Genomic DNA, 23,916 nt, shown 5'->3' on the forward strand with positions numbered 1-23,916 from the left:
TAAGCACCGCACATCTGTCACAGAGGGCGAATAGCTTACCTTGACAAGGCATAAGTACTACACCAAAAATGCACAACTTCTTGAATACCAGTGATGGCACATTAGTGGCATCTTGCTTATATGACCAAGAAAACATGCAAAGTTCCTTGTGCAACTAATGCATGCATTGCCCGCCATCTAACAACGGGCCGATAGGGAGATCAATTTCAGTGGATGTGCCGTTGCTGCTCACCGCCGTTTCCGCCAGTTCGCCCTGTGGCGAAGACATGGAATATGACGCGGATTTTCTCCAGCTGGAGCGTGATGCCAAGGGCCAACCCGAGCGCAGCATGGGCGATTCGATCCTGCCCGCCGAGCCGCCGGAATGGCGCAGCATCCAGCAGCAGAGCCTCGACTTGCTGCAGCGCAGCAAAGACCTGCGCATCACCCATTTCCTGTTGCAAAGCTCCCTCGCCCTCCAGGGTGCGGCCGGGCTGGCTGAAGTCCTCACGTTGATCAATGCGCTGCTGCGCGAATACTGGGCCGACCTGCACCCGCGCCTGGATGCCGACGACGATAACGACCCCACCGTACGCATCAACGCCCTCTCCGGCCTGACCAGCGATGCGACCATTCGTCTGCTGCGCGAAAGCATCCTCACGCGCTCGCGCACCTTCGGCCCTGTGAGCCTGCGCGCCGCGCTGAATGCCAGCGGCCTGATGAGTTTCCCCGACGAACAGCTCGGCGCCCAGCAGCTCAACGCCGCGTTCCTCGACAGCGACCCCGAACACCTGCAAGCCACCCGCGACGCCTTGAGCACCGCACGCGCCGCCTGCGAAGCCATCGAGCAGCAGGTCAGCGACCAGGTGGGTTCCGCCCAAGGCGTGGACCTCAGCCTGTTGAAGCAACCGCTCAAGCAGGCGCTGCAGGTGCTTAACCAGTTTGTTCCGAACAGCGCTGCCAGCAGCGAACCCGAGGCCGTCAGTGACGACAATGCCCCCTCGGTGGACTTCGCCGCTGCCCCCGCCGCACCTCGCCCCAGCGGCGACATCAGCAACCGTGATGACGTGCTGCGCAGCCTCGACAAGATCCTTGCGTATTACACCCGGCACGAGCCTTCGAGCCCGTTGCCGGTGTTGCTGAACCGGGCCAAGCATCTTGTGCACGCCGACTTCGCGGCCATCGTGCGCAATCTGATTCCCGATGGGATGTCCCAATTTGAAAACCTGCGCGGCCCGGACGGCGAGTAAGCCGCTCGACTGCGCAGTAACAACACCGTCGCTCAAGCGACCAGGAGCAGCAACGTGGCGAAGCAAAGTTCTCAGAAATTCATCGCGCGCAACCGCGCGCCTCGAGTGCAGATCGAGTACGACGTCGAGCTCTACGGCGCCGAGAAAAAGGTCCAGCTGCCCTTCGTGATGGGTGTGATGGCCGACCTCGCCGGCAAGCCTGCCGAGCCTCTGGCGCCGGTGGCCGACCGCAAGTTCCTTGAAGTGGACGTCGACAACTTCGACTCGCGCCTCAAGGCCATGCAGCCGCGCGTGGCATTCCACGTACCCAACGAGCTGACCGGCGAAGGCAACCTGAGCCTGGACATCACCTTCGAAAGCATGGACGACTTCAGCCCGGCCGCCGTGGCCCGCAAGGTCGACTCGCTCAAGCAACTGCTCGAAGCCCGCACCCAGCTGGCCAACCTGCTGACCTACATGGACGGCAAGACTGGCGCTGAAGAAATCATCATGAAGGCGATCAAGGACCCGGCACTGCTCCAGGCACTTGCCAGTGCGCCTAAGCCTGCAGGGGACCAGTAATCATGACTGACAATACCGCCCGCGAAGGCACCCAGAGCCTGGGTGCAACCGAGGAAACCAGCGAGTTCGCATCCTTGTTGATGCAGGAATTCAAGCCCAAGACCGAGCGTGCCCGCGAAGCCGTGGAAACCGCCGTGCGCACCCTGGCCGAACAGGCCCTGGCGCAAACCGACCTGGTGTCCAACGACGCGATCAAATCGATCGAATCGATCATCGCCGCCATCGACGCCAAGCTCACCGCCCAGGTCAACCAGATCATCCACCACCAGGATTTCCAGCAGCTGGAAAGCGCCTGGCGTGGCCTGCACTACCTGGTCAATAACACCGAGAGCGATGAGCAGCTGAAGATTCGCGTGCTCAACATCTCCAAGCCGGACCTGCACAAGACCCTGAAGAAATTCAAGGGCACCGCGTGGGACCAGAGCCCGCTCTTCAAGAAGATGTACGAAGAAGAATACGGCCAGTTCGGCGGCGAACCCTATGGTTGCCTGGTGGGCGACTACTACTTCGACCAGTCGCCACCGGACGTGGAACTGCTGGGCGAGCTGTCGAAAGTCTGCGCCGCCATGCACGCCCCGTTCATTGCTGCGGCATCGCCGACCGTGATGGGCATGGGCTCGTGGCAGGAACTGTCGAACCCGCGCGATCTGACCAAGATCTTCACCACCCCGGAATACGCCGGCTGGCGCTCGCTGCGTGAATCGGAAGACTCGCGCTACATCGGCCTGACCATGCCGCGCTTCCTGGCGCGCCTGCCCTATGGTGCCAAAACCGACCCGGTGGAAGCCTTCGCCTTCGAAGAAAACACCGACGGCGCCGACAGCTCCAAGTACACCTGGGCCAACGCCGCCTACGCGATGGCGGTGAACATCAACCGTTCGTTCAAGCACTACGGCTGGTGCTCGCGCATCCGTGGCGTGGAGTCCGGCGGTGAAGTGGAAAACCTGCCGGCCCACACGTTCCCGACCGATGACGGTGGCGTGGACATGAAGTGCCCGACCGAAATCGCCATCAGCGACCGCCGTGAAGCGGAACTGGCGAAGAACGGTTTCATGCCGCTGCTGCACAAGAAAAACACCGACTTCGCCGCGTTCATCGGCGCCCAGTCGTTGCAGAAGCCGGCCGAATACGACGACCCCGACGCCACCGCCAACGCCAACCTGGCCGCGCGTCTGCCGTACCTGTTCGCCACTTGCCGTTTCGCGCACTACTTGAAGTGCATCGTGCGCGACAAGATCGGTTCCTTCAAAGAGAAGGACGAGATGCAGCGCTGGTTGCAGGACTGGATCCTCAACTACGTCGACGGTGACCCGGCGCACTCCACCGAGACCACCAAGGCCCAGCACCCGTTGGCCGCCGCCGAGGTGATCGTGGAAGACGTCGAGGGCAACCCGGGGTACTACAACTCCAAGTTCTACCTGCGCCCGCACTACCAGCTCGAAGGGCTGACCGTGTCGTTGCGCCTGGTATCGAAGCTGCCTTCGGCGAAAAGCGCCTAACCCACGGATGAGCTGGCTCTTCTGTGGGAGGGGGCTTGCCCCCGATAGCATCACTGGGGTGTGACTGACACACCGAGGTGCCTGCATCGGGGGCAAGCCCCCTACCACACAAAAGCACTGCCCATTTGGAGTCACTCAAATTCAGTGGCAAGAGCCACACAGGGAGAAAACATGGCTGTTGATATTTTCATCAAGATCGGCGACATCAAGGGCGAGTCCATGGACAAGGCCCACAAGGACGAAATCGACGTGCTGAACTGGAGCTGGGGCATGGCCCAGTCCGGCAACATGCACGTTGGCGGTGGCGGCGGCGCGGGCAAGGTGAACATCCAGGACCTGTCGCTGACCAAGTACGTCGACAAGGCCTCGCCGAACCTGATGATGCACTGCGCCAGCGGCAAACACATCGACAAGGTCAAGCTGACCGTGCGTAAGGCCGGTGGCGAAAGCCAGGTCGAGTACATGGTGATCAACCTGGAAGAAGTGCTGGTAACGTCCCTGAGCACCGGCGGTTCGGGCGGCGATGACCGCCTGACTGAAAACGTCACCCTGAACTTCGCCCAAGTGATGGTCGACTACCAGCCGCAGAAAGCCGACGGCACCAAAGACGGCGGCGCGATCAAGTTTGGCTGGAACATCCGTTCCAACACCAAGCGCTGATAGCACTGATAGCGCTTGTGGCTGTGGCTTTACGCCACGGCCACAAGCCTTTTGTCCCTCTCGCAACCCGTCCGTGGAGCTGCTTTGGTGGTAACTGAAATCGCTTCCCGCGACCGTCTGCAACCGTCCCTGCTGGACCGGTTGACCGACGACGACCCAACCAATCCCAAGGAAAGCGCCGATAAACGCGTGCTGTCCCTGACCCAATTGAAAGCCTCGGTGCTGCGCGACCTGGCGTGGCTGCTCAATACCACGTCGTTGCTCGATGCCGATGCCACGCTGCACACACAGGCCGGTACCTCGGTGGTCAATTACGGCCTGCCGGCGCTGGCCGGCAACAGCGTTTCCAGCGTCGACATCAAGGCCCTGGAAGCCCTGATCTACCAGGCGATTGCCACCTTTGAACCGCGCATCCTGCGCCATACCCTGCGGGTGAAGGCCCGCGTCGGCCATGGCGAGATGAATCACAACGCCCTGAGTTTCGAGATCGAAGGCGACCTGTGGGCGCAGCCGGTGCCCTTGCGCCTGTTGCTGCAAACCGACCTCGACCTGGAATCCGGCCATGTGCGCGTGGTGAATGCCGACCAGCGGAGGCGCCCATGAACCCGCGCCTGCTGGAGCTGTACAACCAGGAACTGCACCACGTGCGCGAAAGCGCGGCGGAGTTCGCCAAGGAATACCCGAAGATCGCCAGTCGGCTGACCCTGTCCGGTATGGACTGCGCCGACCCGTACGTCGAACGCCTGCTTGAGGGCTTTGCCTACCTCACTGCCCGCGTACAGCTCAAACTCGACGCCGAGTACCCGACCTTCACCCACAACCTGCTGGAAATCGCCTACCCGCACTACCTGGCGCCGACGCCATCGATGACCGTGGTGCAATTGCACACCGACCCCGATGAAGGCTCCCTGGCCAGCGGCTTTCCGCTGCCGCGCGACACCGTGTTGCGCGCCGCCCTGGGCCGCGAAACCCAGACCTGCTGCGAGTACCGCACCGCACATCCGGTGACGTTGTGGCCGTTGCAGGTGAGCAACGCCGAGTACTTCGGAAACCCCGCCGCCGTGCTCGGGCGCCTGGCCGCCAGCGAGCCGAAAGCCAAGGCCGGCCTGCGCCTGACCCTGCGCACCGGCGCCGAATTGCCGTTCAACAGCCTCGACCTGGACAACCTGCCCCTGTACCTCAGCGGTGCCGACGAGCAGCCGTTCCGCCTTTACGAACAACTGCTGGGCAACGCCTGCGCGGTGTTTGCGCGCAAGCCCGGTGGCGATTGGGTCGAGCGCCTGCCCCAGGACGCGTTGCGCTCGCGGGGTTTCGACGACGCCGATGCGGCCATGCCGGTGGTCGCGCGGGCCTTCCAGGGCTATCGCCTGTTGCAGGAATACTTCGCCCTGCCCCACCGTTTCCTGTTCGTCGAATTCGCCGAGCTGAGCCGCGCGGTCAAGCGTTGCGACGGCCAGGAGCTGGAGCTGATCGTGCTGTTCGACCGTCACGAGCCAAGCCTGGAAGGCAGCGTCGGCGCAGCGCAGTTTTTGCCGTTCTGCACCCCGGCGATCAACCTGTTCCCGAAGCGCGTGGACCGCATCCACTTGTCCGACCGGGTCAACGAGCACCACGTGATTGCCGACCGCACGCGGCCAATGGATTTCGAAATTCATTCGTTGAGCGGCATCACCGGCCACGGCACCGGGCCAGAGCAGCCCTTTTTGCCGTTCTATGCGGTCCGCGATCCATCCCGTTATGGCCGCGACCAGGCGTACTACACCGTGCGCCGCGAGCCGCGGGTGCTGTCCAGCGACCAACGCCGCAACGGCCCGCGCTCCACCTACGTGGGCAGCGAAACCTTTGTCAGCCTGGTCGACAGCCGCCAGGCGCCGTATCGCCATGACCTGCGCCAACTCGGCGTGACCGCGCTGTGCACCAACCGCGACCTGCCGTTGTTCATGAGCGTGGGCAACGGCAAGACCGACTTCACCCTGGCCGACAGCGCGCCGGTGTTATCCGTGCGTTGCGTCGCCGGGCCAAGCCGCCCACGCGCCAGCCATGCCCATGACGCCAAGGCCTGGCGCCTGATCAGCCAGTTGTCGCTCAACTATTTGTCCCTGAGCGAGCAAGGCCAGGGCGCGGCGGCATTGCGCGAACTGCTGCGCCTGTATGGCGACAGCAATGACGCGGCGCTGCAATTGCAGATCGAAGGCTTGCGCGACGTCAGCAGCAAGGCCGTTACCCGGCGCCTGCCGATGCCCGGCCCGATTGTGTTTGGCCGCGGCCTGGAAATTACCTTGGAGTTCGATGAAAACGCGTTTCGCGGCACCGGCGTGTTCCTGCTCGGTGCGGTGCTGGAACGCTTCCTGGCACGCTACGTGTCGATCAACAGTTTTACCGAGACGGTGATCCGTACCACCGAACGCGGCGAGATCATGCGATGGAAAGCCAAGCCCGGGCGTCGTCCGACCCTGTGAGTACGTTGGATGCGATGCATCAGGAGCCCTGGGAATACGATTTCTTCCAGGCGTTGCGGCGTATCGAGTGCGAATCGCCCGAGCTGCCGCGCCTGGGCCATTCCCTGCGCCTGGCGGATGACCCGTTGCGCCTGGGGCAACAGGCCGATTGCACCTTCGCCCCGGCCACCCTGGCCTCGGTCGATCCCGGCGGCGACGGCAAACCGGCGCGGCTGGAACAGTTCTTCTTCGGCCTGGGTGGCCCCAACGGCCCGTTGCCGCTGCATATCACCGAGTACGTACGCGAGCGCCAGCGCAACAACGCCGACAGCACCAGCAAGCAGTTCCTGGATGTCTTCCACCACCGCCTGCTGAGCCTGTTTTACCGGGCCTGGGCCGAGGCGCGGCCGACGGTCAGCCACGACCGCCCGGACGATGACTACTGGTCCGCACGCCTCGCTGCCTTGAGTGGCCGGGGCATGCCGAGCCTGCTTAACCAAGGATTGATTCCGGACACGGCGAAGCTGCACTACAGCGGCCACCTGTCGGCACAAACCCGCTACCCGGACGGTTTGAAGGCGATCCTCGGCGAGTATTTCGGCCTGCCGGTGGAGATCGAAGAATACGTCGGCCAATGGCTGGAACTGCCCGAACGCAGCCGCGTGGGCGTGAGCGCCCACCAGCTGGGGGTGGACTTCTGCCTGGGCAGCCACGTGTGGGACCGCCAGCATAAATTCCGCATCCGCCTGGGCCCGCTCAAGTTGGACGACTACATGGGCATGCTGCCCGGCAGCCAGCCGTTCAACGAGCTGGTGGCGTGGGTGGCCGAGTACCTGGGCCATGAATTGGACTGGGACTTGAACCTGGTTCTGCAACAACCCGAAGTACCGGCGCTGCAACTCAATGGCCAGTTCCGCCTGGGCTTCAACACCTGGCTCGGCTGCCCTGCGGTTGATGCCAACGACCTAATCCTGGCCCGGCATTACGCCGATCAAGCCACCACCTCAAGGAATCCAGAGCATGGGTGAAATCAGTCGCGCCGCACTGTTCGGCAAACTCAACAGCGTGGCCTACAAGGCCATCGAAGCCGCCACCGTGTTCTGCAAGCTGCGGGGCAACCCGTACGTGGAACTGGCCCACTGGTTCCACCAGTTGCTGCAACTGCAGGACTCGGACCTGCACCGCATCATCCGCCAGTTCAACGTCGAGCCGGCGCGCCTGGCCCGAGACCTCACCGAAGCCCTGGACCGCCTGCCGCGTGGCTCGACGTCGATCACTGACTTGTCTTCCCATGTTGAAGAGGCGGTGGAACGCGGCTGGGTGTACGGCAGCCTGATGTTCGGCGAAAGCCAGGTGCGCACCGGCTACCTGGTGCTGGGCATCCTCAAGACGCCAAGCCTGCGCCATGCGCTGCTGGGCTTGTCCTCGGAGTTCGACAAGATCAAGGCCGAAGCCCTGAGCGAGCGGTTTGACGAATACGTCGGTGATTCGCCGGAAAACGCTTTGACTGCCAGCGACGGCTTCAATGCCGGCGCCGTGCCGGGCGAGGCCAGCGGCGCCATGGCACCGAGTGCGATGGGCAAGCAGGAAGCCCTCAAGCGCTTCACCGTTGACCTCACCGAACAAGCGCGCAGCGGCAAGCTCGATCCGATCGTGGGCCGTGACGAAGAGATCCGCCAATTGGTGGACATCCTCATGCGCCGCCGCCAGAACAACCCGATCCTCACCGGTGAAGCCGGTGTGGGCAAGACCGCCGTGGTCGAAGGTTTTGCCCTGCGCATCGTCGCCGGTGACGTGCCGCCCGCACTCAAGGATGTGGAACTGCGCAGCCTCGACGTGGGCCTGCTGCAAGCCGGCGCAAGCATGAAAGGCGAGTTCGAACAGCGCCTGCGCCAGGTCATCGAAGACGTCCAGGCCTCGCCCAAGCCGATCATCCTGTTTATCGACGAAGCCCACACCCTGGTGGGTGCCGGTGGCGCTGCCGGTACCGGCGACGCGGCCAACCTGCTCAAGCCCGCCCTGGCCCGTGGCACCCTGCGTACCGTGGCCGCGACGACCTGGGCCGAGTACAAGAAGCACATCGAGAAAGATCCGGCCCTGACCCGCCGCTTCCAGGTGGTACAAGTGGCCGAGCCGTCGGAAGACAAGGCGCTGTTGATGATGCGCGGCGTGGCCTCGACCATGGAAAAGCACCACCAGGTGCAGATCCTCGACGAAGCCCTGGAAGCCTCGGTGAAACTGTCCCACCGCTACATCCCGGCGCGCCAGCTGCCGGACAAATCCGTGAGCCTGCTGGACACCGCCTGCGCCCGCGTCGCCATCAGCCTGCACGCGGTGCCGGCCGAAGTGGACGACAGCCGCCGCCGCATCGAAGCCCTGGAAACCGAGCTGCAAATCATCGCCCGCGAGCATGCCATCGGCATTGCCATTGGTGCGCGCCAGAGCAACAGCGAAGCCCTGTTAAGCGCCGAGCGTGAGCGCCTGGCGACCCTGGAAAGCCGCTGGGCCGAAGAGAAAACCCTGGTGGATGAGCTGCTCGCCACCCGTGCAACCCTGCGCGAAAAGGCCGGCGTCGTGGACAGCGGCAACGATGAATTGCGTGCGCAACTGGTCGACCTGCAACAGCGCCTCACCGCGCTGCAAGGCGAAACCCCGTTGATCCTGCCGACCGTGGATTACCAGGCCGTGGCTTCGGTGGTCGCCGACTGGACCGGTATCCCGGTGGGCCGCATGGCCCGCAACGAACTGGAAACCGTGCTCAACCTCGACCAGCACCTGAAAAAACGCATCATCGGCCAGGACCACGCCCTGCAGATGATCGCCAAGCGCATCCAGACCTCCCGCGCCGGCCTCGACAACCCGAGCAAGCCGATTGGCGTGTTCATGCTGGCCGGCACCTCCGGCGTGGGCAAGACCGAAACCGCCCTGGCCCTGGCCGAAGCCATGTACGGCGGCGAGCAGAACGTGATCACCATCAACATGAGCGAGTTCCAGGAAGCCCACACGGTGTCCACCCTCAAGGGCGCGCCACCGGGCTATATCGGCTACGGCGAAGGCGGCGTGCTGACCGAGGCGGTGCGGCGCAAGCCCTACAGCGTGGTGCTGCTGGACGAGGTGGAAAAAGCCCACCCGGACGTGCATGAGATCTTCTTCCAGGTGTTCGACAAGGGCGTGATGGAAGACGGCGAAGGCCGGGTGATCGACTTCAAGAACACCCTGATCCTGTTGACCACCAACGCCGGTACCGAGCTGATCTCCCAGGTCTGCAAGGACCCGGCGAACATCCCCGAGCCGGAAGAAATCGCCAAGGCCCTGCGCCAGCCGCTGCTGGAGATCTTCCCGCCCGCCTTGCTCGGCCGCCTGGTGACGATCCCGTACTACCCGCTGAGCGACGAGATGCTCAAGGCGATCACCCGCCTGCAACTCAACCGCATCAAGAAGCGCGTGGAGACGACCCACAAGGTCGCCTTCGACTACGACGACGCGGTGGTCGACCTGATCGTCTCGCGCTGCACCGAGACCGAAAGCGGCGGGCGCATGATCGACACCATCCTCACCAACAGCCTGTTGCCGGACATGAGCCGTGAATTCCTCACGCGCATGCTCGAAGGCAAGGCATTGGCGGGTGTGCGCATCAGCAGCCGGGATAACGAGCTGCATTACGACTTCAGCGACGCCGAATAACGACTGTTGGAATGCAATGCAAATGTGGGAGGGGGCTTGCCCCCGATGGCGGTGAATCAGTCGCCTGATACATCAACTGACACACTGCTATCGGGGGGCAAGCCCCCTCCCACATTTGAACTCAGTTTCTTCAGTTATTTAGTCATTTTCGAGACGCCCGATGCTATTCAACCAAGCCTCACGCCTGGCCAAGATCACCAGCCCCCTCGGGCCGGATGTGCTGCTGCTCAATGAAATGGGCGGCGGCGAAGAGCTGGGCCGCCTGTTCACCTATGAGCTGCAACTGACGTCCCTGGATGCCAACATCGACCTCAACCAGTTGCTCGGCAAGCCGATGAGTGTGGGTGTGCAACTGGCGGACGGCGGTGAGCGTCACTTCCACGGCATCGTCGCGCGCTGCAGCCAGAACATCGACCAGGGCCAGTTCGCCAGTTACCAGGTGACGCTGCGCCCGTGGTTCTGGCTGCTGACGCGCACCTCGGACTGCCGGATTTTCCAGAACCTGAGCATCCCGCAGATCATCAAGCAGGTGTTCCGCGACCTGGGGTTTTCCGACTTCGAAGACGCCCTGAGCCGGCCGTACCGCGAGTGGGAATACTGCGTGCAGTACCGCGAGACCAGCTTCGATTTCGTCAGCCGCCTGATGGAACAGGAAGGCATCTACTACTTCTTCCGCCATGAACAGGACCGCCATGTGCTGGTGCTGGCCGACGCCTATGGCGCCCACACCACGGTGCCGGGCTATGCCTCGATCCCGTACTACCCCAAGGACGAGCAGCAGCGCGAACGCGACCACATGCACAACTGGCACCTGGCGCAGGAGGTTCAGCCGGGCTCGCTGGAGCTCAACGACTACGACTTCCAGCGCCCCAGCGCCAGCATCGACGTGCGTTCGGCCATGCCGCGCCCGCACACCGCCGGCGACTATCCGCTGTACGACTACCCCGGCACCTACGTGCAAAGCGCCGACGGCGAACACTACGCGCGCACCCGCATCGAAGCCCTGCAAACCCTGCATGAACAGGTCGAGTTCGCCGGCAATGCCCGTGGCCTGGGTTCCGGCCACCTGTTCAGCCTCACCGGCTTCAGCCGCCAGGACCAGAACCGCGAATACCTGATCGTCGGCTGCCGCTACTACATCGTCCAGGAAAGCCTGGAAAGCGGCGGTGGTTCGGGTTCGGCGCAGTTCGAAAGCAGCCTGACCTGCATCGACGCCCAGCAAAGCTTCCGCCCGCTGGCCACCACCCACCGCCCCATCGTCAAAGGCCCGCAGACAGCATTGGTGGTTGGCCCCAAAGGCGAGGAAATCTGGACCGACCAGTACGGCCGCGTGAAGGTGCACTTCTACTGGGACCGCCACGACCAATCCAACGAAAACAGCTCGTGCTGGATCCGCGTGTCGCAGTCCTGGGCCGGCAAGAACTGGGGCTCGATGCAGATTCCACGGATCGGCCAGGAAGTGATTGTCAGCTTTCTCGAAGGTGATCCGGACCGCCCGATCATCACCGGGCGGGTGTACAACGCCGAGCAGACGGTGCCCTACGACCTGCCGGAAAATGCGACCCAGAGCGGCATGAAGAGTCGCTCCAGCAAGGGCGGCACGCCGGCCAACTTCAATGAAATCCGCATGGAGGACAAGAAGGGGTTGGAGCAGTTGTATATCCATGCCGAGCGTAACCAGGACATTGTTGTCGAGGTGGACGAAAGCCATTCCGTCGGGCACGACCGCAATAAAAGTATCGGCCATAACGAGACGGTGACCATCGGCAACAACCGCCTGCGCATCGTCAAGCAGGAAGACATCCTCTCGGTGGGCCAGAGAAAGACCGACAGCATCAGCCAGAGCTATGTCATCGAAGTGGGCGAAAACCTGCGCCTGGTCTGCGGTGAAAGCATCCTGGAGCTCAACGCCAGTGGGCAGATCAACCTGACCGGCGTGCAAATCAGCTTCTACGCCAGCGGCGATGCCGAGTTCAATACCGGCGGCGTGCTGCACCTGAACAACGGCGGCGGCCCTGGCGCCACGCCCGACGGCCAGGGCCAGAAAGGCGCCATCGACGCCAATATCAAAGCCGCCTTCCCCGCGCCTAAAAGCTCCTGACGAGACCCGTTTGCCATGACGTACCGAATCAACGAATTCCAGTTCCAATTGCCCGCCAGTGAGTTGCAGGACGCGACGATCAATATCCTCAAGTTCCCGGAGTTGGGCACATCCCTGATCGTCAGCCGCAGCCTGTTGGCCGACGGCGAAACCCTGCACAGCAACTTCAACGACCAGCTCCAGCGCCTGGAAAAACAGGTGCAGGATTTGCGCTATCAACCGGGTGTGGACGTGCGTTTGGGCGCCGCGCAGGAGGTGGAAGGCATCGAGCTGCGCAGCCAGTTCAACAAGGGCAATGACAAGGTATTCCAGTATCAGTTGGCGCTGGTGATACCGGGCACGCGCAAGATGCTCGCCTTGAGTTATGTGAAGGCGGACACGCTGGGGGATGCCGAGGCGGCGCACTGGGCCTTGATCAAAAACTCGCTGTCGTTCGACGCTATTTCCTGATGAGCTGCCCGCATGTCTGACGCGTTATGGGCGGCCCGGATGGGCGATGCGCTCTCCCACACTTCGATGATGGCCGACATCCTCGGCGGTGTGCTGGAGGTGGCGGCCAATATTGCGATCACCGCCGTGGCGACTGCGGCGGTGGTTGCCGCCACCGGGATTACCGTGGCCACCGGCGGGCTCGGCTGTTTCCTGCTGGGCGCCGTGGTGGGCACGATTGTCGGCCTGGCCATGAGCAAGACCGGGGCGGACAAAGGCTTATCGAATTTATGCGAGAGCTTCAGCAACGCCCTGTTTCCACCCACGGTGCAGGCGAACATCCTCACCGGTTCCACCAATACCCTCACCAACAGTATTCCGGCCGCTCGCGCCGCCGGGGCGATCAGTTCTCACGTCGCACCCGCCGGCACTGAACTGGAAGAACCCGCGCCCGAGCCGGAAGCCAGCTACCTGGACATGGCCGAGAGTTTCTTCTCGCAGATGTGGCGCCCTACGGTTGCCACACCTGCCCCCGGCGCCGAACCCAAGCCGCTGGACCTGGTCACGTGCATGAAGCATCCGCCGATGCCGCCGCAGTTTCTGGCCGAGGGGTCGGAAAAAGTCACCATCAATGGCCAGCCGGCAGTGCGCAGCGGTGACCGCAGCACCTGCGATGCAACGGTGGTGTCGTCGGGGCTGATTTCCTCCAACGTGACCATTGGCGGCGGTTCGGTGGTGGTGCGCGAGATCCGCAGCGGCAAGACGCCGGGCGTCGGGCTGGCGGTGACAGCGTTGTTGATGCTCAAGGGCGGCAAGGGCAAGTTCTTCAGCAAGCTGCCGTGCATGTTGATCGGCGGCGCGACCTCGATGGCCGTGAGCAGCGCGATGGGGGCGATGGCCAATGCGGCCATGGGCTCGTCGAACCCGGTGCATGCGGCCACCGGCGCCAAGGTGCTGGGCGGCGATGATGAGCTGGATTTTGTCCTGCCCGGCATCCTGCCGATTGATTGGCAACGCTTCTACAACAGCCGCGACGAACGCTCGGGCAGCCTGTTCGGCGCAGGCTGGAGCGTGCCGTATGAAGTGTGCGTCGACATCCAGCCTCACCCCGACGGCGGCGAAACGCTGGTCTACACCGATGAACAGGGCCGGCCTATCGACATGGGCAGCATTCCCCTGGGCGGCGCGGTGTTCAGCGCCGGTGAAGGGCTGGCCGTGCGCCGACACCTCAACGGGCAATTGCTGATCGAAAGCGATGACGGGCTGTATCGCTTATTTGAGCCTTCCGCCAACCCGGCGTTGCTGCGCCTCAGCCAGCTCGGCGACCGCAACGACAACCGCATCCATGTTGATTACGACGAAGCCGGGCGGCTGATCCGGCTGCGCGATACGTTCGACCTGGTGCAAGTGGAGTTGATCCGCGATCAAGGCCACGTGGTGCGGCTCGAACGGCTGTACCCCGATCAGCGTCGCGAAGTACTCGTAAGCTATGGCTACGACGCTATCGGCAACCTGGCTGAGGTCCGCGATGCCACTGGCCAGGTACAGCGACGCTTCAGCTATGATGCCGGCCAGCGCATGGTCGAGCACCAGTTGCCGACCGGTCTGCGCTGTTTCTACGAATGGGCGTTGGTTGAAGACGTGGAATGGCGCGTGGTCCGGCACTGGACCGACGAAGGCGACGCCTACCAGTTCGACTATGACTTGCAGGCCGGTATCACGCGGATTACCGACGGCTTGCAACGCGTCAGTACTCGCCACTGGAACACCCAGCACCAGATCGTTCGCTACTGCGACAATCTCGGGCAAACCTGGCTATTCGAATGGAACGACGAGCGCCAATTGCTCAGCACCACCGATCCACTGGGCGGGCGCTATGCATACAGCTACGACGACGCCGGCAACCTGATCGGCGAGACCGATCCGCTGGGCCGCAGCGACTCGACCTTGTGGCTTGAGCACTGGGCACTGCCGCTGGTGGAGACCGACGCCGCCGACAATAGCTGGGCGTATCGCTACGACCCGCGCGGCAACTGCATCGCCGAAACCGACCCGCTGGGCTATGTCACCCGTTATCGCTATGACGATCACGGCCAGCCCGTAGAAATCATCGACGCCACCGGCAAAAGCAAGAAACTGCGCTGGAACCCGTTCGGGCAGTTGGTCGAGCACGTGGATTGCTCCGGCTACCCCACGCGCTTCAGCTACGACGAGCGCGGCAACTTGCAGGTCATCACCGACGCCCTCGGCGAGCGCACCCTGTTCAGCTATGACGCCCAGGGGCGCCTGCTCAGCAGCCAACTGCCGGACGGGCGCACCGAGCAATACCAGCGCAACACCAGCGGCCAACTGGTGGGTTACACCGACCCGGCCGGGCATACCACGCTGTACCAGCACAACCGTCGTGGCCAGGTGCGCCAGCGCATCGACGCCCATGGTCGGCAGGTGCAGTTCGGCTATGACAGCTATGGGCGCCTGCAAGCGCTGATCAACGAAAACGGCGAGCGTTATCGGTTTGCCTGGGACGCCGGGGACCGCCTGACCGAGCAGCAGGACCTGGATGGCAGCGCCAAGCGCTACCGCTACGATCCGCTGGACAATGTGATTGCGGTGACCGCTGTTCCGGCCCCGTATGGCAGCGGCTTGGCCGTCGTCCCCGAGACACCGCCCGCGCCCATCGTGCATCGATTGGAGCGCGACGCGGTTGGCCGCCTGATTGCCAAGACCACCGACGATGGCCGCACCGATTACAGCTACGACGCCGTGGACCAGTTGACCGCGGTGACGTTCACCGACCTGCAAGGCAATACCCAGGCCCTAAGTTTCGCCTACGACGCCCTTGGCCAGTTGCTCACCGAACAGAGCTCGGCAGGCAGCCTGCATCACCACTACGACGAACTCGGCAACCTGATCCAGACCCAACTGCCCGACGGCCGCTGGCTCAACCGCCTGTACTACGGCAGCGGCCACCTGCACCAGATCAACCTCGACGGCCAGGTGATCAGCGACTTCGAGCGCGACCGCCTGCACCGCGAAGTGCTGCGCACCCAAGGCCAACTCAGCACCCGCAGCGAATACGACCGCAGCGGCCGCTTGCGCGCACGTCAACGTCGTCTGGCGGGCCAACCGTCGCTGCTACCGGCAGCCGCACAGAAACAATTCGAATACGACCCCGCCGACAACCTGATCGGCAAACTCGACCAGCAGCCCGCCACGCAACATCGCCAACTGCTGCACTACGACGCCACCGGCCGCATCATCGCCAGCCAGGACAACCTGCACGGCCAGCGCGAAACCTTCGCCTACGACGCCGCCGCCAATCTGCTAGACGGCCCGCAAACCGGCGCCGGGCTGGTGGTGCACAACAAACTGCTGACCTATCAAGACAAGCGTTATCGCTATGACGCCTTCGGCCGCACCGTCGAAAAACGCAGCACCGCGCGCGGCCTGCAACGCTTTGCCTACGACGCCGAAAGCCGCCTGATCGAAGTACGCAATGAAAACGGCAGCGTGGTCAGAATGACCTACGACCCGCTGGGCCGACGCATCGCGAAAACCGAGCATGGCGGTGACGGGTATCCGCTGGGGGAAACGCGTTTTGTGTGGGATGGCCTGCGGTTGTTACAGGAACACCGCCATAGCCAAACCAGCCTGTACGTCTACGAAAACGAAGGCTACGAACCCCTGGCCCGCATAGACGGCAGTGGGCCTCTGCAAAAAATCCGCTACTACCACAACGACCTGAACGGCTTGCCGGAACAGCTCACCGAAGCGGATGGACACACGGTTTGGCAGGCGACATATAGGGTGTGGGGCAACACGCTGGAAGAGGTGCGCGAGCCTTATTACATTGAAGAGCAGAACCTGAGGTTTCAGGGGCAGTATCTGGATAGGGAGATTGGGCTGCACTACAACACGTTCCGGTTTTATGATCCGGATGTGGGGCGATTTACTACGCCGGATCCGATTGGGTTGTTGGGTGGGCTGAATCTCTATCAATATTCGCCGAACCCTACCACATGGATCGACCCTCTCGGCTGGACATCGGTAAAACCGGGCGACGTTATTGATTATGGGAAAAGCGCGCCAGGCTATGAAAAGCATCACGGAATACTTGACGCTTGGTCAAAGCACAACATCAAGGACTATGTATCTCGAAACGGACAGACCCCGACCGTAGTCATGACGGTGGACCAACACAACGCCACCAAAGAGGTCGCTAAAGACTGGGTTCAGTCAAAAACCGGTAAACGAGGATTTAAAGGCTTTGATTGGACGAAAGTCTCAAAATTCGAAATTTTGAGACTTTCCAACAAAATGTTTGCAGCTGCCGAGGCCAAGGGATTTCCCACGGCTTCGCGTCGCTTGTATAACAAGGCAATGAAAAACTATTTACGCAAGGGGTGCGGAAAATGAGTCCCGTTAAAATCATCGATTTAATAGAAAACACTGACTGCACGGTGGAACCCTCTACAGGCTTGCCAACCAATCCAATTCCAGATGATTTAGCCGATTTTTATAGGCATTACAGCAGTGCTGTTTTCTATCCGCACGCCAGATTTAGCTTCACTATTCAGCCTCCCGAGCTGGAGCGCTCTGATTTTGTTGTCATGAATGAAGATTTAGAAGATCCAGACTCAGCTAACTGGTATGCACTAGTTAAATGCGAGGACCAAGTAATCTCTATAGATCTGACTCCAGGCCCGAAATTTGGGTACTGCTACGACTCATTCTGGGACAGCTATCCTACTGCTGATGAGAGCACCTTGGTTGCAAAATCATTTACTGAGCTGGTCGAAAAAATCATTAACTCCAGAGGTAGCAATCTATTCTGGATACCTGGGCATACTTGATGAGGGATTGCCGTAATCGCCTCGAGCTGGATTTGGGGAAAGTATCTACTGACGATCCATACCGTGGTGCAAAAGACCAGGAACTCGTCGAAGGCATTCGTTAAAGCACTTAATAAGCGGCCACAAAAAAAGGGCACCCGACCCAGTCGGCGTGCCCATTTTCCTACCTCCCCGCCCCCTGTCGAGACGGCACCGCTTACGCGTTAACGGTGTCTTTAAGCGACTTGCCCGGCTTGAACGCAACGGTGTTGCTCGCCTTGATCTTCACAGGCTCACCGGTTTGCGGGTTTTTGCCGGTGCGGGCGCCACGGTGGCGTTGCAGGAAGGTGCCGAAGCCCACCAGGGTGACGCTGTCCTTGCGGTGCAGGGCGCCGGTGATTTCTTCGAGAACGGCATTGAGGACGCGGTTGGCCTGTTCTTTGGTGAGATCCGCTTTTTCAGCGATGGCGGCTGCGAGTTCTGGTTTACGCATATGTGAAGCCTCTTTGACGGTTTTTTGTTGTTATGTCCGTGCTGCTCGTCTGTGGAGCAGCGCCCAAAGCGCCGCAGGCTCTACTCTGCGGCAGACGGGAGTGAGGATGGCATGCCCTCGCACGCTCCGCCAGTCTCGCGGCGACCTTTCTCGGGGGAAAAACGTGCTTATTCCGACAGAACGACCGGTATTTACGCCAGCAACGGCGGAAGTTCTTTGTTGAGGGCAAGTTTTTCCATCACGGCGCTGCCGGTCAGCGCGTAACCCAGCAGGCGGCCGCTGGCGTCGCGGCACAGGGCCTTGATGTCGGCGCCCTGGCCTTCGACGCTCCACACCCCTTCGGTGCCCCGAGGCGGCGGGGACACCACCAGCGGGCAGACCGGGGTTTTCACGGTGACCGGCATCGGGCCGTAGCTGACAGCCGTGGCGTTGCCGGCCAGGGTCTGGGCCAGGGCACGGGCGCAGCTCATCAGCGGCATGACGTACAGCAGGTTGAGGCCATCGACCTCGGCGCAGTCGCCCAGGGCGTAGATATTGGCGTGGGAGGTCTTGAGGTGGCGGTCCACCATGATCCCACGGTTGGTCTGCAGACCGGCGGCGGCGGCCAGGTCGACACGCGGGCGCAGGCCGATGGCCGAGACCACCAGGTCGCAGTGCACCACTTCACCATCCGACAAGTGCGCTTCCAGGCCGTCAGCGCTGCGTTGCAGGCGATTGAGCACCGGGCCCAGGTGGAAACGCGCGCCCAGCCCTTCCAGGCCGGCCTGTACCGCTGCGGCCGCCGCCGGGTGCAGCAGGGTCGGCATGACTTGCTCGCACGGCGCCACCAGGTCGATTTCATAACCGCCGAGGATCAGGTCGTTGGCAAATTCACAGCCGATCAGGCCGGCGCCGAGCAGCAGCACGCGGCGCTTGCCGGCCGCGGCGGCGCGAAAGCGGGCGTAATCTTCGAGGTCGTTGATCGGGAAAACCAGCTCAGCCGCATCGCCTTCGACCGGTACCCGCACGGTTTCTGCGCCCCAGGCCAGGACCAGATCACGATAGGCCACCGCTTCTTCACCGATCCACAGGCGCTTGTGGCCGGGGTCGATGCCGCTGACACGGGTGTGGGTGCGCACTTCGGCCTTGAGTTGCTCGGCCATGGCGCCGGGTTCCGCCATGCTCAGGCCATCGGCTTCCTTGTTCTTGCCAAAGCCGGTGGAGAGCATGGGCTTGGAGTAGGAGCGCCCGTCATCCGCGGTGATCAGCAGCAATGGGGTCTCGCTGTCGAGCTTGCGAAACTCCCGGGCCACGTTGTAACCGGCCAATCCTGTGCCGATGATCACGACAGGTGTGTTCATTCCGTTCTCCTTGTAGTACGTCTCTGAAACTGAAAATTAGCCGATTTCGATCATTTCGAAATCCATTTTGCCGACGCCGCAGTCCGGGCACAGCCAGTCTTCCGGTACGTCCTGCCACAGGGTACCCGGAGCGATACCATCATCCGGCCAGCCGTCTTTTTCGTCATAGATCAGGCCGCAGACTACACATTGCCACTTCTTCATTTACTTGCTTCCTCAGGGTCCAGGCAGGTTGGCCGGCGGTCGATGGATCCAGCGTTGCCGCGCGGCTCAGGGCGTTTTGTACTGATCGGGGCCGACAGATGCAAGCTTGATCGACGCAAGGCGCCGGGCCGGCCCGGCAAAAGATCAGGACGCCATGGTAAGCTCGCCGCCTCTTTTGCTGCCAATACTGACGCACCGTGCCGCACTCAATCGCCCTTCCCGATGCTTGCCAATGGTTGACCCAGAGCCTCCTGAGCCCTGCGCCCGCGCCCTTGACCCTGAACTGGCTGTTCGACGAAGGCTCGCTGACCCGCCGGCTGACGTGGCTGTCCCACGATGGCTTCAGCGTGACGCCGCTGTTCGAAGGCTGGCAGCCGCTGCGCGATGATGAATGCGCGGCGCTGCACATGCCACCGGCCAGTATCGGTTGGGTGCGCGAGGTGTATCTGCGCGGGCATGGCCAACCCTGGGTGTTCGCCCGCAGTGTGGCGGCGCGCAGTGCGTTGCAGGGCGACGGCTTGCAGATGGACGAATTGGGCAGCCGCTCCCTCGGCGAATTGCTGTTTTGCGACCGCGCGTTCACCCGCCAGGCCATCGAGGTGTGCCATTACCCCCGCCAATGGTTGCCCACCACGGACCAGGCCGACGGGCTGTGGGCGCGCCGCTCACGCTTCGATCGCGGGCCGCTGAGCGTGCTGGTGGCGGAAGTCTTCCTGCCGGTTTTCTGGCACGCGCTGCATGACCATCCGGAGAACTGCTGATGTATCAACGTCTGCTCAAATCCTTGAACCGCCTGCACCCCAGGGCCTGGGATTTCATTCAGTTGACCCGCATGGACAAGCCTATCGGCATCTACCTGCTGCTGTGGCCGACGCTGTGGGCGCTGTGGATCGCCGGCAAGGGCTCGCCGTCCCTGGCCAACATCGTGATTTTTGTGCTGGGCGTGACGCTGACTCGTGCTGCCGGTTGTGTCATCAATGACTGGGCGGACCGCAAGGTCGATGGTCACGTGAAACGCACCGCGCAACGCCCGCTGGCCAGCGGCAGGATCAGTTCGAAAGAGGCCCTGGTGTTCTTTGCGGTACTGATGCTGATCAGCTTCCTGCTGGTGCTGCTGACCAACGCCACCACCATCTGGTTATCGCTGGGCGGCCTGGCACTGGCGGTCAGCTACCCGTTCATGAAGCGCTACACCTATTACCCCCAGGTGGTGTTGGGCGCGGCGTTTTCCTGGGGCATGCCGATGGCGTTCACCGCCGAAACCGGCCACCTGCCCGCTATCGCCTGGCTGCTCTATATAGCCAATCTGCTGTGGACAGTGGCCTACGACACCTATTACGCGATGACCGATCGCGACGACGACTTGAAGATCGGCGTCAAGTCCACCGCCATTCTGTTCGGCGATGCCGACCGTGTGATCATCCTGACCCTGCAAGGCCTGGCGCTGCTGTGCCTGTTGCTGGCCGGCGCACGGTTTGAGCTGGGGGGGTGGTTCCACCTGGGCCTGCTGGCGGCGGCAGGCTGCTTTGCCTGGGAGTTCTGGTACACCCGCGACCGGGACCGGATGAAATGCTTCAAGGCGTTTTTGCACAACCACTGGGCCGGGTTGGCGATTTTTGTCGGGATTGTGGCGGATTACGCGTTTCGCTGAGGTTTTTGCAGTGCCTGGTCGGGCCTCATCGGGGGCAAGCCCCCTCCCACCTTTTGAGGTGTGAACACATTCAAATGTGGGAGGGGGCTTGCCCCCGATGGTTTCAGCAGCGCCGCGAAATCAGGGCTTGATCACATGCCATGCCCCACCCTTGCCATCACCGCTCTTGTCGCCGGCCTTGTGGTCATCCTTGTAGGTGTAGACAGGTTTGCCTTTGTAAGCCCATTGACTGGTCTGGTCATCACGGGTGATCACGGTCCAATCGCCCATTGATTTGTCGGTAGACTCTGCTTTCAGCGGCGGCCAGTTGGTCGCGCACTGGTCCTTGCACACTGACTTGCCATCGGCGTCCTTGTCGAAGGTGTAAAGGGTCTTCCCACTGTGATCCACTAACAGACCGTTCTGGGTCATCGCCGGCTCCGCCGCGAATGCCAGTGTCGGCAGCGTCAACGCCGCCGTGACCAGCAGGGCCTTCCAGGAAAAAGTACTGTGAGTCATCGGAACCTTCCTTTTGTGGTTGTCAGGATTCGGACCCAAAGCGTAGTCCAGAGTGCCCCGAATTGCCCAAGCGACTAAATTACTGTCACACGACTGCAATAATTCCGTTATCTAATGCGGCGCAAGACAGTTAAATGACAAGAGGATTTTAGGCATGGTTGGCAGGAGCATTCTGATTGTTGACGACGAAGCGCCCATCCGCGAGATGATCGCCGTTGCGTTGGAAATGGCCGGCTATGACTGCCTGGAGGCGGAGAACTCCCAGCAGGCCCATGCCATTATCGTCGACCGCAAGCCGGACCTGATCCTGCTGGACTGGATGCTGCCCGGCACCTCCGGCATCGAACTGGCCCGCCGCCTCAAGCGCGATGAGCTGACCGGGGATATCCCGATCATCATGCTCACTGCCAAGGGCGAAGAGGACAACAAGATCCAGGGCCTGGAAGTCGGCGCCGATGACTACATCACCAAGCCGTTTTCCCCACGGGAACTGGTAGCGCGCCTGAAAGCCGTGCTGCGCCGTGCCGGCCCGACCGATGGCGAAGCGCCTATCGAAGTCGGTGGCCTGCTGCTGGACCCGATCAGCCACCGCGTGACCATCGACGGCAAGCCGGCCGAGATGGGCCCGACCGAATACCGCCTGCTGCAGTTCTTCATGACCCACCAGGAGCGTGCCTATACCCGTGGCCAGTTGCTGGACCAGGTGTGGGGCGGCAACGTGTATGTCGAGGAACGCACCGTCGACGTGCATATCCGTCGCCTGCGCAAAGCCTTGGGCGATGCCTACGAGAATCTGGTACAAACCGTGCGCGGCACCGGCTACCGGTTCTCCACCAAGGGCTGAGCCAGTCACTTTCCTTCCTTAACAGCTGACAAGGACGCATGTTTAAGTGAACCAGAACTGGCATGGCACCCTGATCCGCCACATGCTCCTGTTGATCACCGCCTGCCTGTTGGTGGGCCTGGTCAGCGGCTATTACGGCTGGAGCCTGGCCATCGGTATCGGCCTGTACCTGGGCTGGACCCTCAAGCAATTGCTGCGCCTGCATGAATGGCTGCGCCAGCACAAACCCGACGAAGCACCGCCCGATGGCTACGGCCTGTGGGGTGAGGTGTTCGACAGCATCTACCACCTGCAACGCCGCGACCAACGGGTACGCGGGCGCCTGCAAGCCGTGATCGACCGGGTGCAAGAGTCCACCGCTGCGCTCAAGGACGCGGTGATCATGCTCGACAGCGACGGCAACCTGGAATGGTGGAACCGCGCCGCCGAGACCCTGCTGGGCCTCAAGACGCCCCAGGACAGCGGCCAGCCGGTAACCAACCTGGTGCGTCACCCGCGCTTCAAGGAATACTTCGAGCAGGACAACTACGAAGAAGCCCTGGAAATCCCCTCGCCCACCAACGACCGCGTGCGCATCCAGCTGTACCTGACCCGCTACGGCAACAACGAACACCTGATGCTGGTGCGCGACGTAACCCGCATCCATCAGCTGGAGCAGATGCGCAAAGACTTCGTTGCCAACGTCTCCCACGAACTGCGCACGCCGTTGACGGTGATCTGCGGCTACCTGGAGACGCTGCTGGACAACGTCGAGGAGATCAACCCGCGCTGGAGCCGTGCCCTGCAGCAAATGCAGCAGCAGGGTTCACGCATGCAGACCCTGCTCAACGACTTGCTGTTGCTGGCCAAGCTCGAGGCCACGGATTATCCGTCGGACAACCAACCGGTGGCCGTCCAGAGCCTGTTGCAGACCATCAAGAATGACGCCAAGGCCCTGTCGGGCGAGCGTGGGCAGCAGATCAGCCTGGATGCCGACCCGCAGGTGTTGCTCAAAGGCAGCGAAGGCGAATTGCGCAGCGCGTTCTCCAACCTGGTGTTCAACGCGGTGAAGTACACCCAGGACAAGGGCACTATCCGCATTCGCTGGTGGGCCGACGAGCAAGGCGCACACCTGAGCGTGCAGGACTCCGGCATCGGCATCGACGCCAAGCATCTGCCGCGCCTGACCGAGCGGTTCTACCGCGTCGATTCCAGCCGCAACTCCAACACCGGCGGCACCGGGCTGGGCCTGGCCATCGTCAAGCATGTGCTGCTGCGCCACCGCGCGCGCCTGGAAATCAGCAGTGTGCTGGGGCATGGCAGTACGTTCACCTGCCACTTTCCGCCAGGACAGATGACCCGTTCGCGGCTCGTCGGAAATGACGAATAACTCAAACACAGCACAAAACCAAATGTGGGAGGGGGCTTGCTCCCGATGGCGGTGCATCAGTATCAGATATGCTGACTGACACAC

General features: G+C 62.2%; 20 protein-coding genes. 16 read left to right on the plus strand and 4 right to left on the minus strand.

What is annotated here, in order from left to right; translation table 11 throughout:
• The first annotated feature begins 209 nt into the window (after nucleotides 1–209).
• The 12 genes from tssA (at nucleotide 210) to BLQ09_RS30935 (ending at nucleotide 17,454) form a co-directional block, all read left to right on the plus strand.
• A complete protein-coding gene (tssA, locus tag BLQ09_RS06420; protein WP_092355893.1) occupies nucleotides 210–1,229 on the plus strand; it encodes a type VI secretion system protein TssA in 1,020 nt (339 codons plus the stop codon).
• Between the two features lie 54 nt (nucleotides 1,230–1,283).
• Nucleotides 1,284–1,790, plus strand: a complete 507-nt coding sequence (tssB, locus tag BLQ09_RS06425) for a type VI secretion system contractile sheath small subunit (protein ID WP_017135823.1) — start codon at nucleotides 1,284–1,286, stop codon at nucleotides 1,788–1,790.
• Between the two features lie 2 nt (nucleotides 1,791–1,792).
• On the plus strand, nucleotides 1,793–3,289 hold the full coding sequence (gene tssC, locus BLQ09_RS06430; RefSeq protein WP_027608264.1) for a type VI secretion system contractile sheath large subunit: 1,497 nt from the start codon (nucleotides 1,793–1,795) through the stop codon (nucleotides 3,287–3,289).
• A 171-nt stretch (nucleotides 3,290–3,460) separates the two neighbouring features.
• Nucleotides 3,461–3,949 carry an Hcp family type VI secretion system effector gene (locus tag BLQ09_RS06435; RefSeq protein ID WP_015886558.1) on the plus strand — a complete coding sequence of 163 codons (489 nt, stop codon included), beginning with the start codon at nucleotides 3,461–3,463 and terminating at the stop codon, nucleotides 3,947–3,949.
• An 87-nt stretch (nucleotides 3,950–4,036) separates the two neighbouring features.
• On the plus strand, nucleotides 4,037–4,552 hold the full coding sequence (gene tssE, locus BLQ09_RS06440) for a type VI secretion system baseplate subunit TssE (RefSeq protein ID WP_027608263.1): 516 nt from the start codon (nucleotides 4,037–4,039) through the stop codon (nucleotides 4,550–4,552).
• Entirely contained in the window at nucleotides 4,549–6,408 is a 1,860-nt protein-coding gene (tssF, locus tag BLQ09_RS06445; protein ID WP_065937972.1) for a type VI secretion system baseplate subunit TssF, read from the plus strand. The genes tssE and tssF overlap by 4 nt, the downstream gene beginning before the upstream one ends.
• A complete protein-coding gene (gene tssG / locus BLQ09_RS06450; RefSeq protein WP_027608261.1) occupies nucleotides 6,372–7,415 on the plus strand; it encodes a type VI secretion system baseplate subunit TssG in 1,044 nt (347 codons plus the stop codon). Before tssF ends, tssG begins: the two co-directional genes overlap by 37 nt.
• Nucleotides 7,408–10,071, plus strand: coding sequence for a type VI secretion system ATPase TssH (tssH, locus tag BLQ09_RS06455; protein WP_065946493.1), 2,664 nt, complete (start codon nucleotides 7,408–7,410; stop codon nucleotides 10,069–10,071). Before tssG ends, tssH begins: the two co-directional genes overlap by 8 nt.
• A gap of 160 nt (nucleotides 10,072–10,231) precedes the next feature.
• Nucleotides 10,232–12,172, plus strand: coding sequence for a type VI secretion system Vgr family protein (locus BLQ09_RS06460; RefSeq protein ID WP_092355896.1), 1,941 nt, complete (start codon nucleotides 10,232–10,234; stop codon nucleotides 12,170–12,172).
• 15 nt (nucleotides 12,173–12,187) lie between these two features.
• Nucleotides 12,188–12,622, plus strand: coding sequence for a DcrB-related protein (locus tag BLQ09_RS06465; RefSeq protein ID WP_065946491.1), 435 nt, complete (start codon nucleotides 12,188–12,190; stop codon nucleotides 12,620–12,622).
• Nucleotides 12,623–12,634: 12 nt separating this feature from the next.
• Complete coding sequence (locus tag BLQ09_RS06470) at nucleotides 12,635–17,017, plus strand: RHS repeat-associated core domain-containing protein (protein WP_175472298.1); 4,383 nt, start codon at nucleotides 12,635–12,637, stop codon at nucleotides 17,015–17,017.
• Nucleotides 17,014–17,454, plus strand: coding sequence for an SMI1/KNR4 family protein (locus BLQ09_RS30935; protein WP_139202104.1), 441 nt, complete (start codon nucleotides 17,014–17,016; stop codon nucleotides 17,452–17,454). The genes BLQ09_RS06470 and BLQ09_RS30935 overlap by 4 nt, the downstream gene beginning before the upstream one ends.
• A 196-nt stretch (nucleotides 17,455–17,650) precedes the next feature.
• On the opposite strand, the gene BLQ09_RS06475 is transcribed toward BLQ09_RS30935, so the two are convergent.
• The 3 genes from BLQ09_RS06475 to BLQ09_RS06485 form a co-directional block, all read right to left on the minus strand.
• Nucleotides 17,651–17,926 (minus strand): HU family DNA-binding protein, encoded by a 276-nt coding sequence (locus tag BLQ09_RS06475; protein ID WP_003176958.1) that lies wholly within the window; start codon nucleotides 17,924–17,926, stop codon nucleotides 17,651–17,653.
• A gap of 191 nt (nucleotides 17,927–18,117) precedes the next feature.
• The gene (locus BLQ09_RS06480) at nucleotides 18,118–19,266 is read right to left on the minus strand and encodes an NAD(P)/FAD-dependent oxidoreductase (protein WP_027608256.1); all 1,149 of its coding nucleotides are present in this window, start codon (nucleotides 19,264–19,266) and stop codon (nucleotides 18,118–18,120) included.
• A 36-nt stretch (nucleotides 19,267–19,302) separates the two neighbouring features.
• Entirely contained in the window at nucleotides 19,303–19,470 is a 168-nt protein-coding gene (locus BLQ09_RS06485) for a rubredoxin (protein ID WP_003213373.1), read from the minus strand.
• A gap of 197 nt (nucleotides 19,471–19,667) precedes the next feature.
• On the opposite strand from BLQ09_RS06485, the gene BLQ09_RS06490 reads away from it, so the two are divergent.
• Both BLQ09_RS06490 and ubiA read left to right on the plus strand, forming a co-directional pair.
• Nucleotides 19,668–20,231 carry a chorismate--pyruvate lyase family protein gene (locus BLQ09_RS06490; protein ID WP_092355899.1) on the plus strand — a complete coding sequence of 188 codons (564 nt, stop codon included), beginning with the start codon at nucleotides 19,668–19,670 and terminating at the stop codon, nucleotides 20,229–20,231.
• Nucleotides 20,231–21,121: a 4-hydroxybenzoate octaprenyltransferase gene (ubiA, locus tag BLQ09_RS06495; RefSeq protein ID WP_092355902.1), complete on the plus strand. Its 891-nt coding sequence runs from the start codon at nucleotides 20,231–20,233 to the stop codon at nucleotides 21,119–21,121. The genes BLQ09_RS06490 and ubiA overlap by 1 nt, the downstream gene beginning before the upstream one ends.
• Before the next feature lie 120 nt (nucleotides 21,122–21,241).
• Here ubiA and BLQ09_RS06500 read toward each other — a convergent pair whose 3' ends face one another.
• Nucleotides 21,242–21,619, minus strand: a complete 378-nt coding sequence (locus BLQ09_RS06500; protein WP_027608253.1) for a COG4315 family predicted lipoprotein — start codon at nucleotides 21,617–21,619, stop codon at nucleotides 21,242–21,244.
• Nucleotides 21,620–21,773: 154 nt separating this feature from the next.
• On the opposite strand from BLQ09_RS06500, the gene phoB reads away from it, so the two are divergent.
• Both phoB and phoR read left to right on the plus strand, forming a co-directional pair.
• The gene (gene phoB, locus BLQ09_RS06505; RefSeq protein WP_003176964.1) at nucleotides 21,774–22,463 is read left to right on the plus strand and encodes a phosphate regulon transcriptional regulator PhoB; all 690 of its coding nucleotides are present in this window, start codon (nucleotides 21,774–21,776) and stop codon (nucleotides 22,461–22,463) included.
• A gap of 82 nt (nucleotides 22,464–22,545) precedes the next feature.
• Entirely contained in the window at nucleotides 22,546–23,832 is a 1,287-nt protein-coding gene (phoR, locus tag BLQ09_RS06510; protein ID WP_222935532.1) for a phosphate regulon sensor histidine kinase PhoR, read from the plus strand.
• Nucleotides 23,833–23,916 lie beyond the last annotated feature (84 nt).

This window comes from Pseudomonas sp. NFACC25 (assembly GCF_900100935.1).
Taxonomy (GTDB): Bacteria; Pseudomonadota; Gammaproteobacteria; order Pseudomonadales; family Pseudomonadaceae; genus Aquipseudomonas; species Aquipseudomonas marginalis.

Excerpts from the sequence above, each read along its gene's own strand:
- tssF (WP_065937972.1), top strand. The coding sequence starts at position 4,549 with ATGAACCCGCGCCTGCTGGAGCTGTACAACCAGGAACTGCACCACGTG.
- BLQ09_RS06480 (WP_027608256.1), bottom strand. The coding sequence starts at position 19,266 with ATGAACACACCTGTCGTGATCATCGGCACAGGATTGGCCGGTTACAAC.
- phoR (WP_222935532.1), top strand. The coding sequence starts at position 22,546 with ATGCTCCTGTTGATCACCGCCTGCCTGTTGGTGGGCCTGGTCAGCGGC.
- tssC (WP_027608264.1), top strand. The coding sequence starts at position 1,793 with ATGACTGACAATACCGCCCGCGAAGGCACCCAGAGCCTGGGTGCAACC.
- tssG (WP_027608261.1), top strand. The coding sequence starts at position 6,372 with ATGGAAAGCCAAGCCCGGGCGTCGTCCGACCCTGTGAGTACGTTGGAT.
- BLQ09_RS06475 (WP_003176958.1), bottom strand. The coding sequence starts at position 17,926 with ATGCGTAAACCAGAACTCGCAGCCGCCATCGCTGAAAAAGCGGATCTC.
- BLQ09_RS30935 (WP_139202104.1), top strand. The coding sequence starts at position 17,014 with ATGAGTCCCGTTAAAATCATCGATTTAATAGAAAACACTGACTGCACG.
- BLQ09_RS06435 (WP_015886558.1), top strand. The coding sequence starts at position 3,461 with ATGGCTGTTGATATTTTCATCAAGATCGGCGACATCAAGGGCGAGTCC.
- BLQ09_RS06465 (WP_065946491.1), top strand. The coding sequence starts at position 12,188 with ATGACGTACCGAATCAACGAATTCCAGTTCCAATTGCCCGCCAGTGAG.
- BLQ09_RS06470 (WP_175472298.1), top strand. The coding sequence starts at position 12,635 with ATGTCTGACGCGTTATGGGCGGCCCGGATGGGCGATGCGCTCTCCCAC.
- BLQ09_RS06500 (WP_027608253.1), bottom strand. The coding sequence starts at position 21,619 with ATGACTCACAGTACTTTTTCCTGGAAGGCCCTGCTGGTCACGGCGGCG.
- ubiA (WP_092355902.1), top strand. The coding sequence starts at position 20,231 with ATGTATCAACGTCTGCTCAAATCCTTGAACCGCCTGCACCCCAGGGCC.
- phoB (WP_003176964.1), top strand. The coding sequence starts at position 21,774 with ATGGTTGGCAGGAGCATTCTGATTGTTGACGACGAAGCGCCCATCCGC.
- tssH (WP_065946493.1), top strand. The coding sequence starts at position 7,408 with ATGGGTGAAATCAGTCGCGCCGCACTGTTCGGCAAACTCAACAGCGTG.
- BLQ09_RS06460 (WP_092355896.1), top strand. The coding sequence starts at position 10,232 with ATGCTATTCAACCAAGCCTCACGCCTGGCCAAGATCACCAGCCCCCTC.
- BLQ09_RS06485 (WP_003213373.1), bottom strand. The coding sequence starts at position 19,470 with ATGAAGAAGTGGCAATGTGTAGTCTGCGGCCTGATCTATGACGAAAAA.